The sequence below is a fragment of the Limnoglobus sp. genome, assembly GCF_059499385.1.
In genome coordinates, this window is the sequence record NZ_JCABYM010000146.1 from 1 (window position 1) to 13463 (window position 13463).

The following is a 13463-nucleotide window of genomic DNA, read 5'->3' on the forward strand; positions in this document are numbered from 1 at the left end:
CCGAACGACGGCGGGCTTTCGGCCGCGTCCCGGAACGGGCCGTAGAACCCGCTCGCGTACTTCGCGGCGTAGCTCAGGATCGGCACGTTCGGGAACCCGCCCTCGTCCAGCCCGCGGCGGATGGCCTGCACCATCCCGTCCATCATGCCGCTCGGCGCGACGAGGTCGGCCCCGGCCTTCGCGTGGCTGACGCACTGCGCCGCGAGCAGCGGCAGCGTCGCGTCGTTATCGACATCCAACCCGCGGGGCGTCTCGCAGAGCGGGCCGCAGTGCCCGTGGTCCGTGTACTCGCACAGGCACTCGTCGGTGACGAGGTACACGTCCTGCTTGTACGCGGCCCGCAACGCCCGCAACGCCTGCTGGACGATGCCGTCGTCGTCGAGCGACACGCGGCCCTCGGGGTCCTTCTTCGGCGGGATGCCGAACAGCATGAACGCGCGGACGCCCAACTCCTTCGCCGCGCCGACCTCCTCGACGAGCGTGTCCACGCTGAGCTGGAAGTTGCCGGGCATGGACGCGATCTCGTTCCGCACGCCGCGGCCGGGCCGGACGAACAGCGGCAGGATGAAGTCGGCGGCGGACAGTTCCGTCTCGCGGACGAGCGCCCGCAGGATCGGCGACGACCGCAGCCGCCGCGGGCGGACGGCCGGGTAACCGGCGGTGGGGAACGGGTGCATGGTCATCTCCAAAGTTTAGCCGCGACGCGGAGGCATTGCGGAATGGGGCGCGGGCACTGACTTCCGAAGTCCGGCTTCGACTTCGGAAGTCGAGCGGGACCAGCACGCACGCGAGGGGAAGGAATGCCTCCGGCGCGGAATCGACTTCCGAAGTCGAAGCCGGACTTCGGAAGTCTTAGCCTTCCTCCCACCGCGCTCGCGTCTCCGATCCGTGCGCGTCCCGCGCTCTCCTCCGCAAAGCCTCCGGGTCGCGGCTAAGCGGTTCGATTTCCCTGCATTCTATGGCCGGTTTTGCTATCCTCTCCTTCGACCCCCACCTCGCACGCCGGGAGCCGACGATGAACCTCACTAGCCGCCCCGCCTGGGCCGCGCTCCAGTCCCACGCCGACGCGATCCGCGGCCGCCACCTCCGCGACCTGTTCGCCGCCGACCCGACGCGGGGCGAATCGCTCACGCTCGAAGCCGCCGGCGTGTTCCTCGACTACTCCAAGAACCGCGTCACCGCCGAGACGCTGAAGCTGCTCGTGAACTTGGCGAACGAGTGCGACCTCATGGGCCGCATCGAGGCGATGTTCTCCGGCGAGAAGATCAACAAGACCGAGAACCGCGCCGTCCTGCATACCGCGCTGCGTGCGCCGAAGGGCACGACCGTCACCGTGGACGGCAAGAACGTCGTCCCGGACGTTCACGAGACGCTCGACCGGATGAGCGCGTTCTGCGACCGCGTCCGGTCCGGCGGGTGGAAGGGGTTCACCGGCAAGCGGATCAAGACGGTCGTGAACGTCGGCATCGGCGGGTCCGACCTCGGCCCGGTCATGGCCTACGAGGCCCTCAGAAAGTACACCGCCCGCGACATGCAGTTCCGCTACGTGTCGAACATCGACGGGACCGACATCGCGGAAGCCACGCTCGACCTCGACCCGGCGGAGACGCTGTTCGTCGTCTCGTCGAAGACGTTCACGACGCAAGAGACGATCACGAACGCCACGTCGGCCCGCGACTGGCTGCTCGCCAGTTTGAAGGACAAGGCGGCGGTGGCGAAGCACTTCGTCGCCGTCAGCACGAACGCGGCGGAGGTGTCGAAGTTCGGGATCGACACGGCCAACATGTTCGGGTTCTGGGACTGGGTCGGCGGCCGGTACAGCATGGACTCGGCCATCGGGCTGTCCACCATGCTCGCCGTCGGGCCGCAGGGGTTCCGCGACATGCTCGCCGGGTTCCGGACGATGGACGAGCACTTCCGCACCGCCCCGTTCGAGAAGAACCTACCGGCCCTCATGGGCCTGCTCAGCGTCTGGTACGTCAACTTCTTCGGCGCGGAGACGGTCGCCGTCCTGCCCTACGACCAGTACCTGAAGCGGTTCCCGGCGTACCTGCAACAACTCACGATGGAGAGCAACGGTAAGAGCGTCACGCTGGAGAACGCGGCCGTGGATTACGCCACCGGCGCGATCTACTGGGGCGAGCCGGGGACGAACGGGCAGCACTCGTTCTACCAGCTCATCCACCAGGGGACGCGGCTGATCCCGTGCGACTTCATCGGGTTCCTGAAGACGCTCAACCCGCTCGGCCGGCACCACGACATCCTGATGGCGAACCTGTTCGCGCAGTCCGAGGCACTGGCGTTCGGCAAGACCGCCGAGGCGGTGAAGGCGGAGGGCCACCCGGACTGGCTCGTCCCGCACCGGACGTTCGCCGGCAACCGGCCGTCGAACACGATTCTCTTGGAGAAGCTCGACGCGGCCGCCGTCGGGAAGCTGGTGGCGCTCTACGAGCACGTCGTCTTCACGCAGGGCGTCGTCTGGAACATCGGGTCGTTCGACCAGTGGGGCGTGGAGCTTGGCAAGGTGCTGGCGCAGAAGATTCTGCCGGAGTTGCAGTCGGCGGGCGAGTTGAAGCACGACAGCTCGACGAGCGCGCTGATCCGTCGGTACCGCAAGGCGCGTGGGTAAGGAGGGCGAAAGCCCGCGAACGAACGTCCGCGGGCCGTGCGCGATCACTTCAAGTCGATGGGGATGTCGTTATCCCCCTCTTTAACCGTGACCAGGATGTCGGTCGTCGCGGCGCTGGCGTACTTCGTCGGGATCGGCGACTTGAACCCGCCCTCCGGCTCCGGGGCCAGGACACCGGGTTCGACCTCCTTGGACAGGATGGCCGTCACGAGCACCTTGTACTGTCCCGGCGGGGCACCGTCGTCCTTGTCGTAGCTACTGAGGGTGAAGCTGCCGACGCCGTCGGTCGTGCCGCGGGCGGGGACGCCCTTGCCGTCCTCGCGGGGCATGAAGATGACGGTGGCGTCCTTGACCGGGTTGCCCTTGTACTTGACGATGCCGCGGACGGCGGCGGTCTTCTTCTTTTCGAGCGGTGCGTTCTTGCCGCCGCCCCCGCCGTCGGACCCGCCGCAACCCAGGGAGGCGGCCAGGACGACGAGCAGGACGGGGCCAACGGCGAGGCGGGAATACATCGGTGGTGTCTCCGGGGGAACGAGGGAGAGCCGGTTCGGCCCGAGGGGTGGGACAAAACGACCCACCGGAAGTGTATTCCGGTGGGTGTCGGGTTGACGAAAATCGCCGGGCGGGATCAGTTGTCGCTGACGGTTTCGCCGCCGGCCCGCGTGCCGAGGGCCCCGAGCACGCCGTAGGGGCTAATGCCCGTGAGGTCGATGCCGGAGGCGTTCAGGTCGCCGACGTTGATCGTGTCGCGGATGAACCGGACGGAGCCGTCGCCCATGAGGGCGTTGCAGCCGCCGGTGTGGTTGCTGCTCATCGGGTAGAGGCCGTTCTGGGCGTCGTGGTCGTTGTGGGCGCACGACACGCTGTTCGGCGGGGCGTTGGTCGTCAGGCCGCCGAACCCCATGCCGCCGTCCGGCCAGCGGACGCCGGCCCACGAGCCGAGCCGGGCGTACCCGGTGTTCCACCGGCGGGTGGTGTTGTTGAACAGGCTGATGCACTGGTTCGGGGTGGTGAACCAGGCCCCGCCCAGGCTGTAGGTCGTCGTCTTTTCGATCGTGGATTGGCCCCGCACCCGCTCGGCCATGGCGATCGTGTTGCTCAGGCCGTCGCTTACCTGGGAGAACCGGATCCCGTTCCACGGCCCGGTGCCGGGCTGGTTCCGGCCGAACATGCCGCGGCCGTTGTTCGGCGGATTGTCCGTGTGGCGGTTGATCGAGTCGCCGCTACAGAACATGTAGCTGGTATGCTTCACGGCCGTGCCGGTCGCGTCCGGCGCGTCCGACGGACAGAGGAACGTGGGGATGCTGCTGCGGAACGGCGTGTACGTCCCACCGGTGCCGCCCGGCGGGACCGTGTCGTTAGCGTTCGCGAGCGTCGCCGGGTCCCAAGGGGCCGGTCCCCACTCGACGTACGTCGAGCCGTTGGTGAAGCGACCGGAGATTTGGTTCGCCAGTGCCGTCTGTTCCATGTGCGACAGCAGTTGGATCAGGCCGCTCTTCCGGCCGGGATACCCGGTCGCGAACCGCCCCTCGCGGAACGGCAGCGTCTGCGTCACGCCTTCGTAGTTGTGGAGCGCGATGCCGAGTTGCTTCAAGTTGTTGCTGCACTTCGCCCGCGCGGCGGCCTCGCGGACCTTCTGGACGGCGGGCAGCAGAAGCCCGATCAGGATCGCGATGATCGCGATCACGACCAGCAGCTCAATGAGCGTGAAGCCCGCCCGACGGCGGCTTCGGGGGAGAGAAGACATGAGAACGCCTCCGGAAAAAAAGAGGAACAAAGCGACCGCTGTGGTGTTGGATATGTGATGACGTATCCACCACGCACCGATTGTCCCCGGCTTCCGTTCCGGTTGTCAAGGGAATAATGGCCCGGCGGGAAAAATCTGACGACCTTCCCCACGTGACCCTGCGGCCGCCGGGCCGGGGCGTCACTTCAGCGCGTCCTTCCACTTCTTGACCCGTGCCGGGTCGAGGTCCGCGTCCCGCTTCCCGCCGACGCACACCGCCCCCCGCACCGCGTACCAGTCCGGCGTCACGCCCTTCAGCTTCTTCAGGTCTTCGAGCTTCAACGACCCGCCGACCGCGACGGCCACGCCGCCGGCCTGAAGCGTCGTCACGAGTTCGCCGATCTCCTCCGGGTCGAGGAAGTCGAGCAGGTTCTTCTTGTCCTTCACGCACGTGTCGAGCAGGAACGCCTTGTACTTGTACCGCTTGGCGAACTTCGCCACCTCGGCCGGCGGCACGCTCTTGGCCCGCGCGTGGTCGGCGTAGGCGACGGCTACGACCTCCGTGCCCCGCTTGATCTGCCGGCGGGTGTCCAGCAGGTCCTCGCCCCAGCCGGGCGTGTGCGTGTACCCGGCCAGGCCCCACTTGATGTAGTCCAGCGGCAGTTGCAGGTGCCAGTGCGCCTCGACCAGGGCGTTGCCCGCCCACTCGCCGAGGGCGGCGCTGACGGGGACGGCCTTGTTCACCACGTCGAGAACGGCCGCGACGACTTCCGCCTCGGCCGGGGCGAGCGAGCCTTTGGCCGGTTCCTTCACGTCGATCAGGTCGGCCCCCGCCTTCACCGCGGCGGCCGCCTCGTCCGGGGACCGCACGCTGACGAGCAGCTTCGCCTTGCGTCCTTGCTTCATGACGCCCTCTCGGGGGGGAAGATGATCCGGGGCGGTTCGACCCCGCTCACGCCGAACAGCCGCGTCTGGCCGGAACACGGGAAGAACGTCACCGGCACCGGGTCGGCGAGCCGGAACCCGAACAGCCCGTGCGGCAGGAACCAGTGCGGGGCGTTCAGGTGGGCGTCCCCGTCCGCGAGGAACGCGGCCGCGGTCCGGTAGTCCCGGCATTCTATGAGATCGACGCGGCCGACGACCCCGCCGGTCGGGGCGCAGAACGGGGCGACGGCCGGCGTCACCCACTGCGTCGCCTCCGGCCGCTCGTCGCGAATCTTGGAGGCGTGGATGAGTAGCGGCCCGCGGTGGGCCGTCGGCCAGGTACGGACCTCGATCGACTTCCGCCCGGCGACGATCAGCCCGGCCCACGGCTGGCGGATCGACAGGGCGGGGAGGGGGGCGGTCATTGGGTGCGCGTCTCGAGAACCTGACTTCCGAAGTCCGGTTTCGACTTCGGAAGTCGAACGGACGGAGGGGCGGTTGCGGTCACCATGGACGCCCCCGCGCGGGATCGACTTCCGAAGTCGAAGCCGGACTTCGGAAGTCAGGCGCACCCTTCGTTTGGGGCTGAATATTCGCCCCGGCGTACACCCCGTCGCAGTTTATCCGGCCGGGCCGATTTTATGAATTGAGATGAAGCGCGCGGTTTTGCCAAAGCTTCGATACTGAGCTAAGTGATACTACATCGCTTTCCCGGACCGCCGGTCCCCGCCGGCGGCCCCCCCACGGATCGAGCCGCTCGATGACGGTCCCGCTGGCCAGCCAACAAGAGCCGATCCCCGGCTACAAGCTGCTCGAACGGCTCGGCCGTGGCGGGTTCGGCGAGGTTTGGAAGGTCGAAGCGCCCGGCGGCATCCAGAAGGCGATGAAGTTCGTCTACGGGGACCTTAACGACCTCGAAGACGAGAACATCCGGGCCGCCGAACAGGAGCTCAAGGCCCTCGACCGCGTCAAGAACATCCGCCACCCGTACATCCTGTCGCTCGAGCAGTGGAAGATCATCAACGGCCAGCTCATCATCGTGATGGAGCTGGCCGACCGCAACCTGTGGGACCGGTTCAAGGAGTGCCGCGGCCTCGGCATGCCCGGCATCCCCCGCGACGAGCTTCTCGGCTACCTCATGGAAGCCGCCGAGGCGCTCGACCTGATGAACTCGAAGTACCACATCCAGCACCTGGACGTGAAGCCGCAGAACCTGTTCCTGATGTTCAACCACGTCAAGGTGGCGGACTTCGGGCTGGCGAAGGCGTTCGAGGGCGGCCGCGGCACGGTCACCGGCGGCGTCACCCCCGTCTACGCCGGGCCGGAGACGTTCGAAGGCTACGTCAGCCGGTACACGGACCAGTACAGCCTCGCGATCGTCTTCCAGGAACTGCTCACCGGCACGCGGCCGTTCAACGGGAGCAACACGAAGCAGCTCGTGATGCAGCACTTGAACGGCACGCCGGACCTGGACGCGCTGCCGGTCGCGGACCGGCCGGTCGTCGGCCGGTCGCTGGCGAAGCGGCCGGAGGACCGGTGGCCGACGTGCATGGACCTGATCCGGGCGCTGAAGAACGTCGGCCAGCCGCAGCCGCCGTCCGGGGTAACGCCCGCCGCGCCGACCGGGCGGTCGGGCGTCACCGCCGCGCCGGCCGACCCGGCGAAGGCGGCCGGGCCGCTGCGGCCGTCCGCCCCGGCCGGGGCGGGGAGCAGCGCCTCGAAGCCGACGGGCAACGAGTCCCCGCGGGCCGACTTCGCCCCGCTCCCGCAACTCCGCACCCAGGGGCAGCTCGCCCCCGGCGTCAGCGCGACCGGGAACACGCCGTGGCCGCTCCAGACGCCGCGGCTCGTCACCCCGCAGTCGTCCGCCGGGAATAGCAACACGGGCGGGCTGCAACCCGCCGTCACGCTCCAGCGGCCGCTCGTCGTGCAGACGGCCCGGATGAGCAGCATCGGCCTCGCCCCGCCCGAGCGGACGGCGGACGGGTCGCTCGTGCCGGCCCTGATCGTGTGCGTCGGCAACACCGGGTACGTCGCGATGCGGGCGTTCAAGCAACTGCTCCGCGAGCGGTTCGGCCCGGACCCGCTGCCGCACGTCCGGTTCCTGTACATCGACACCGACCCGGACGCGCAATCCGTCGTCACCGACCCGAACCTGCCGGACCCGCTCGCCCCGAGCGAGGTGTGCATCGCCCGGCTGAACCGGCCGACGCACTACCTGCAACGGGAGGGCGGGCCGTCCGTCGAGCAGTGGATGCCGCCCGGCGTGCTGTACAAGCTGCCGCGGAACCCCGGCCCGGCGGCCGGCGTCCGGGCGTTCGGCCGGCTCGCGTTCGTGGACAACTACCGCACGATCGCCCAGCGGATCCGCCAGGAAGTCGAGACGTTCGTCTCGGACGAGCCGATCACCGCCGCCGTCGCCCGGACCGGCCTCGGGCTGCGGACCAACCGCGCCCGCGCGTACGTCGTCACGAGCACGTGCGGCGGGACCGGCAGCGGCATGTTCCTGGACCTCGCGTACACGATCAAGAACGAGTTCCGCCAGATCGGGTACGCCAAGCCGGAGGTCGTCGGCGTCCTCCTCGCCCCGCCGGGGGACAAGACGAGCGCCAAGGGGCTGTCCCTGGCGAACACGTTCGCCGCCCTCAACGAGCTGGCGTACTTCCACGGCGGCCGCCACAAGTACCAGGCCCGGTTCGGCAACGAGCCGCAGTTCACCGACGGCGACGGCCCGTTCGCCCGGTGCGGCGTCGTCCAACTGTCGAAGCGGAACAACCCGCTCGAGCTCGCGTATTCCGGCGGCCTCGTCGCCCGGAGCATGTTCCTCGAGCTGTTCACCCCGACCGGCCGCGTCACCGACGGCATCCGGGCCGAGGCGTTCGCCCTGAACAAGGGCGGCGTCCCGGTCGTCCAGACGCACGGCCTGTACCGCCTCAGTTGGCCGCGGCACGAGCTGCTCGACGTGGCCACCCGGCGGTTCGGCCAGCGGCTCCTCCAGCGGTGGACGGCGAAGGAGGCGTCCCACCTCCGGGAGCCGATCCAGACGTGGCTCGACGACCAGTGGCGGCAGCGGGAACTCGAACTCGAGAGCGTCGTCGAGAAGTTCAACAAGGCGATCCACGACGCCCTCCGGGAGGACCCGGAGAAGGTGTTCCAGGCGTTCGTCATGCCGCTCCGCACCCGGACGCCCGGCGCGGTCCGGCTGGACACGGAGGCGGCCTACGAGGTCCTCGAGCAGTTGTTCAAGGTCGTCGGCACGCCGGAGGCGGACTCGGAGAACCCGCCGTCCCTCCAGACGATCCTGGCCGACCGGCACAAGAAGCTGGCCGCGGAGGTCGAGCACCACCTGTCCGCGATGGCCGTCGCGTTCGTCGAGCAGCCGCAGTACCGGCTGTCCGGGGCGGAGGAGGTGCTCAACCAGATCATCGCCCGGCTGAAGCGGACGATCTCCGGGCTGGAGGCCGTCCGCAAGCAGATCGAGGACGACGTGTACGACGCCTACGGGCGGCTGGCGAGCGTCCTGAACGGGATGGAGTCCGGGATCGGCCTCGGCGTGATCGGCCCGCGGAAGGCGGTCGTCGCCGGCGAGTTGCTCGACCTGCTGGAACGCTACCCGAACAAGCGGCTGAAGCTGCACGTCCTCGACTCGACGCTGTCGATCTACCGGAAGCTGGCGGCGAGCGCCCCGGAGTTCGTCCGCGAGATCGCGTTCTGCCGGCAGCGGCTGACGGAGATCATGGGGCAGATCGTCGCCCCGACGCACGCCAGCCTGTTCATGACCGGCCCCGGCCGGATGATCCTGCCGCACGGCGTCGAGGGGCTGGACGGGGCGGCCGACCTGTTCCTCGGCGCGCTGCCGCCGCAGGACATCATCGACCTGGACACCCGGCTCCAGCAGGAGATCGTCGGCAAGTTCCGCAGCCTCGTGAGCGTGTGCGTGAAGCCGCAGTACACGCCGAGCTTCCTCGCGATCCTGGCCCGGCTGTCCCGCGAGTTCCTGGACGCCCGGCTGGAGCGGTCGGACCCGGCGGCCGTGTTCTTCCGCCACCGGACGGAGACCGCGCCGAACACGCCGAAGATGCTCATGAACTCGTTCGAGGAGGCCGCCCCGGACCTGACGAGCATCTCCGGCAAGCCGCAGATGGAGGCGACGATCCTGGCCGCCCCGCCGGGGCCGGACGGCGACCGGTTCCGCAAGGTCGTCGATTCGCTCCTGCCCGGCATCGGGTTCATCCCCGCCCCGCTGCCGGACGACATCGTGTTCATCCGCGAGTACCCGCTGTTGCCGCTGCACGAACTCCCACAGTTGGCGGACTTCGGCCGCGAGGCGTACCAGCAGCAACTGGCCGGGGACATGAACCCGCACACCCGCAGCGACCTCCCGTGGATGCCGGCGGAGCCGGTGACCACCTAACCCCCCACCCGGCGGGCCGCCCGCCCGCCGTCGCCCCCCGTAAGAGATTGCCATGGCCGTTCACTTCGAAGCCAACGTCGAGCCGGTGCCGGGCTACCGGCTGATCGACCGCCTGGGCAGCGGCGGGTTCGGCGAGGTCTGGAAGTGCATCGCCCCCGGCGGCATCTACAAGGCCATCAAGATCATCCACGGCGACCTCCGGAGCAAGGACAACGACCTCGTCCGGTACGCCGAGCAGGAACTCAAGTCGCTCGAACGGGTCAAGCAGGTCCGCCACCCGTACCTGCTCGCGCTCGACCGGTACGACATCGTGGACGGCCGCCTCTTGATCGTCATGGAGCTGGCCGACTGCAACCTGTGGGACCGGTTCCGCCAGCACCGGGCGAAGGGGCAGCAGGGCATCCCCCGCGACGAGCTGCTCGTGTTCATGCAGGAGACGGCGGAAGTCCTCGACCTGATGAACGGCGAGCACAACCTGCTGCACCTGGACGTGAAGCCGCAGAACATCTTCCTCCAGTGGAACCACGTCAAGGTCGGTGACTTCGGCCAGGTGAAGGACCTGCAGGGGCTGGCCGCCCAGGTGACCGGCGGCATCACCCCGGTGTACGCCGCCCCGGAGACGTTCGACGGCATCGTGACGAAGGCGTGCGACCAGTACAGCCTCGCCTGCGTGTACCAGGAGCTGCTCACCGGCCAGCGGCCGTTCGACGGCACGAGCATGAACCAGTTGCTCATGCAGCACCTGGCCGCCCCGCCGAACCTGACACCGTCCCCGGAGGGCGACCGCCCGGCCCTGCGGAAGGCGCTGGCGAAGAAGTCCGAGGAGCGGTTCCCGACGTGCGCCGAGTTCGTCCGGGCGCTCCGGGTCGGCACGCGGGTCGCCGCCCCGGCGTCCGGCGGGATCAGCATGGCCGACATCAACCGGCCGACGGTCGCGGCCGTCCTGCTCGGCGGGCCGCCGCCGGCGGACGGGGTGACGTTCGACCTGCCGGCGGCCGGCGGCTCGACGCTCGCGCCGCCGGCCGCCCCGCGGGCCGAGGCGGGCGGGCGGACCGACACGCCGTACCCGGCCGGGACGCCGGACGCCGACCCGCCGCGGACGGCCCCGCCGGAGCAGACCGGGGCCGGGCCGTTCCAGCCGGCGCTCGTCATCGGCCTCGGCGGGACCGGGCTGCACGTCCTCCAGCGGCTGCGGGCCGACCTCGCCGACCGGTTCGGCAGCGGCGACGCCCTGCCCGCGGTCCGGTCGCTCTACATCGACACCGACCCGCAGACGCCGGAGTTGGCCGCGACCGACAAGCCGTGGGAGCGGCTGGCGAAGCTGGCCGCCGAGCAGGTGTTCCCGGCCCGGCTGAACCGGCCGACGCACTACATGAAGCCGCGGCTCGCCGGGCAGACGATCATGGACGGCTGGTTCGACCCGCAGTTGCTCAACAAGCTCCAGCGGACGCCGACGACGATGGGCCTTCGGCCGCTCGGCCGGCTCGCGTTCGTCGACCACTACCGGGCGCTGAACCAGAAGTTCGCCTACGACCTGGAGTCGATCCTCGACCCGGACGCGGTGGCCGCCACCCTCGACCGCGCCGGGCTGGACATGCGGTCCAACCGGCCGCGGGTGTACGTCGTCGCCGCCCTCGCCGGCGGGACGGGCGGCGGCATGTTCCTGGACGTGGCCTACGCCGTCCGCCACCGGCTCAAGAAGATGGGGTACGCGAACCCGGAGGTCGTCGGCGTCCTGTTCGTCCCGCCGGACGGCCCGCCGGACGAGCTGCCGCCGCCGGTCCGGGCGAACGTCTGTGCGGCGCTCACGGAGCTGAACCACTACGGCCGCGGGAGCACGGTGTTCAACGCGTTCTACGACGAGCGGTCCGGCGGCGTCCGGGATTCCGACCCGCCGTTCCACACGACCTACGTGCTGCCGGCCGCGCTGCCGGTCGTCCCGCTCCAACTGATGGGCAACTCGGCGGCCGTCTCCAGCTCGAAGATGTTCCGCAAGACCGGCGCGGAGAAGCACCCGGCGGCGCGGAAGTCCACCGCCCGCGAGACGCCCGGCGGGACGGACGACCCGGTCGCGGCGGCCGCCGAGCGGATCCGCCTCGACCTGTTCTCCCCGGTCGGCCGGACGGCGGACGAGGCCCGGCCGCGGTCCCCGACGGCCCTCGGCCTGACCGTCCGGACGTTCGGCCGGGCGCTCTACTCCTGGCCGCGGGGCGCGATCGTGGACCGGACCGCCCGCGTCCTCACCGGCGTGCTGCTGACGCACTGGGTCTCCCCGGACATCACCCGCGCCCGCCACCTGATCCCGCCCTGGGTGTCCAAGAAGATGGCCGAGGCCGGGCTGTCCAAGGACGCGGTGCAGGGGGCGCTGCACAAGGCCGCCGCCGGCGTGTTCAACGAGCCGCTCCCGACCGTCATCGCCCGAATTGTAGACCCGGCCACGCCGAAGGGGTGGATGGCCCGGACGCCGGACGTGAACAAGGTCATCGCCGTGCTCGACCAGCTCGGCAAGGCGATCGGCCACCCGACCGGCCAGCGGCTGCCGAACGCCCTGGAGGACGCCCTCCGGCTGGCGGCCGCCGACATCGTCGGCAACGGCGGCACGGTGCTGACGACGGCCATCCAGGAGATGATCGACGACCCGCACTTCCGCACGGCCAGCGCCGAGGAGGCGCTGCAACAAATCCTGTCCTACCTGCACGTCTGCCGGCTGGAGTGCGAGGCCGAGGCCGACCGGGCGGAGAAGACGGCGCGGGTCGGGTACGACCCGCTGATGGCCTACGTCCACCCGCAATCCAACGGCAAGAAGCCGTCCGCCGCCGAGATCGGCGACGCCCTCCGGACGTTCCCCGGCGCGCAGTTCCAGGCCGCCGTCGCCCGCCGGTCGGCGAAGCTGTTCGAGCACATGAAGGCGGCGTTCGCCGACCTCCGGGCGCAGATCGCGGCCTGCCGCCAGCGGCTGGAGGTCGTCCAGAAGCTGATCGTCGCGGACCTGGAGCAGCCGGCCCCGCCGGTGGACGCGTCCCGCCTCATGCCCCCCGGCTGCGGCACGATCGAGGACGCCGCCCAGCGGTACCTGGCCGTGCTGACCGACGACGACCTGCAGGAGGTCGAGCGGCTCGTGCAGGTCGGCATCGAGGAGGCGTTCGGCGGCCTGTACCAGGCGAGCATGAACTCGACGGTGACGCCGGAGGCGATCCTGGCCGTGGTCCGGTCGCGGGCACGGTTCCACCTGAACGCCCGGCTCGGCGAGGTGGACCTGGCCGGCATGTTCACGACGAAGTGCGGCGGCCGCCCGCAGGCGGCGCACGTCCTGGCGAACGCCTACGGCATGGCGAAGCCGGCGCTCGTCGGCAACGGCCCGTGGGTGAACCACGCGATCACCGTCCTCGGCACGCCGGCCGGCCCCGGCGGCGAGCAGCTCCGGCAGATGGCCGACCAGGGCTTCCCCGCGGACGACAAGACGGTGTTCGCGGCGACGCCGGACGAGGTGACGATCTACCGCGAGTACCCGTTCGTGCAGCTCTCGGCGCTGCCGCAGTTCGGCCCGGCGTGGGAGTCGGCGTACCTGTCCCCGCCCGACGGCAGCCCGCACGCCCGGCTGGACGTGACGCAGTGGATCGGCGTGGACGCGGAGTGAAAATTTGTCCAAATCCGGCGGGTGTCGGGATTTTGTGCGGAAGTCGTGGCGGGCGAAATCCCCTACGACGGGTCGAGACCGCCACCGCCGCCACCGCCACGGGGCCACCCCGTGGCGGCGGGACACTTGACTT

Annotated in this window: 8 protein-coding genes; 3 read left to right on the forward strand and 5 right to left on the reverse strand. The window is 70.0% G+C overall.

Going from position 1 to position 13463, the window contains the following annotated elements; all coding sequences use genetic code 11:
- Nucleotides 1-677: porphobilinogen synthase (gene hemB, locus AC5JJ2_RS25930; RefSeq protein WP_495860954.1), on the reverse strand; the 677-nt coding region annotated here is incomplete at its 3' end.
- Nucleotides 678-1015: 338 nt separating this feature from the next.
- On the opposite strand from hemB, the gene pgi reads away from it, so the two are divergent.
- Nucleotides 1016-2629 carry a glucose-6-phosphate isomerase gene (gene pgi, locus AC5JJ2_RS25935; RefSeq protein WP_495860955.1) on the forward strand — a complete coding sequence of 538 codons (1614 nt, stop codon included), beginning with the start codon at nucleotides 1016-1018 and terminating at the stop codon, nucleotides 2627-2629.
- 44 nt (nucleotides 2630-2673) lie between these two features.
- Here pgi and AC5JJ2_RS25940 read toward each other — a convergent pair whose 3' ends face one another.
- The 4 genes from AC5JJ2_RS25940 to AC5JJ2_RS25955 form a co-directional block, all read right to left on the reverse strand.
- The gene (locus tag AC5JJ2_RS25940; protein ID WP_495860956.1) at nucleotides 2674-3141 is read right to left on the reverse strand and encodes a carboxypeptidase-like regulatory domain-containing protein; all 468 of its coding nucleotides are present in this window, start codon (nucleotides 3139-3141) and stop codon (nucleotides 2674-2676) included.
- Between the two features lie 116 nt (nucleotides 3142-3257).
- The gene (locus AC5JJ2_RS25945; protein ID WP_495860957.1) at nucleotides 3258-4376 is read right to left on the reverse strand and encodes a DUF1559 domain-containing protein; all 1119 of its coding nucleotides are present in this window, start codon (nucleotides 4374-4376) and stop codon (nucleotides 3258-3260) included.
- 180 nt (nucleotides 4377-4556) lie between these two features.
- Nucleotides 4557-5261 (reverse strand): (5-formylfuran-3-yl)methyl phosphate synthase, encoded by a 705-nt coding sequence (locus tag AC5JJ2_RS25950; protein WP_495860958.1) that lies wholly within the window; start codon nucleotides 5259-5261, stop codon nucleotides 4557-4559.
- A complete protein-coding gene (locus tag AC5JJ2_RS25955) occupies nucleotides 5258-5704 on the reverse strand; it encodes an ASCH domain-containing protein (RefSeq protein ID WP_495860959.1) in 447 nt (148 codons plus the stop codon). Before AC5JJ2_RS25955 ends, AC5JJ2_RS25950 begins: the two co-directional genes overlap by 4 nt.
- A 335-nt stretch (nucleotides 5705-6039) precedes the next feature.
- Here AC5JJ2_RS25955 and AC5JJ2_RS25960 point away from each other — a divergent pair, with 335 nt between their 5' ends.
- The gene (locus AC5JJ2_RS25960) at nucleotides 6040-9693 is read left to right on the forward strand and encodes a tubulin-like doman-containing protein (RefSeq protein WP_495860960.1); all 3654 of its coding nucleotides are present in this window, start codon (nucleotides 6040-6042) and stop codon (nucleotides 9691-9693) included.
- 52 nt (nucleotides 9694-9745) lie between these two features.
- Entirely contained in the window at nucleotides 9746-13330 is a 3585-nt protein-coding gene (locus tag AC5JJ2_RS25965; RefSeq protein ID WP_495860961.1) for a tubulin-like doman-containing protein, read from the forward strand.
- Nucleotides 13331-13463: the final 133 nt, after the last annotated feature.

What these genes read in the sequence shown, in the direction of transcription:
- pgi (WP_495860955.1), top strand. Translation starts at nt 1,016, where the DNA reads ATGAACCTCACTAGCCGCCCCGCCTGGGCCGCGCTCCAGTCCCACGCC.
- AC5JJ2_RS25940 (WP_495860956.1), bottom strand. Translation starts at nt 3,141, where the DNA reads ATGTATTCCCGCCTCGCCGTTGGCCCCGTCCTGCTCGTCGTCCTGGCC.
- AC5JJ2_RS25945 (WP_495860957.1), bottom strand. Translation starts at nt 4,376, where the DNA reads ATGTCTTCTCTCCCCCGAAGCCGCCGTCGGGCGGGCTTCACGCTCATT.
- AC5JJ2_RS25950 (WP_495860958.1), bottom strand. Translation starts at nt 5,261, where the DNA reads ATGAAGCAAGGACGCAAGGCGAAGCTGCTCGTCAGCGTGCGGTCCCCG.
- AC5JJ2_RS25955 (WP_495860959.1), bottom strand. Translation starts at nt 5,704, where the DNA reads ATGACCGCCCCCCTCCCCGCCCTGTCGATCCGCCAGCCGTGGGCCGGG.
- AC5JJ2_RS25960 (WP_495860960.1), top strand. Translation starts at nt 6,040, where the DNA reads ATGACGGTCCCGCTGGCCAGCCAACAAGAGCCGATCCCCGGCTACAAG.
- AC5JJ2_RS25965 (WP_495860961.1), top strand. Translation starts at nt 9,746, where the DNA reads ATGGCCGTTCACTTCGAAGCCAACGTCGAGCCGGTGCCGGGCTACCGG.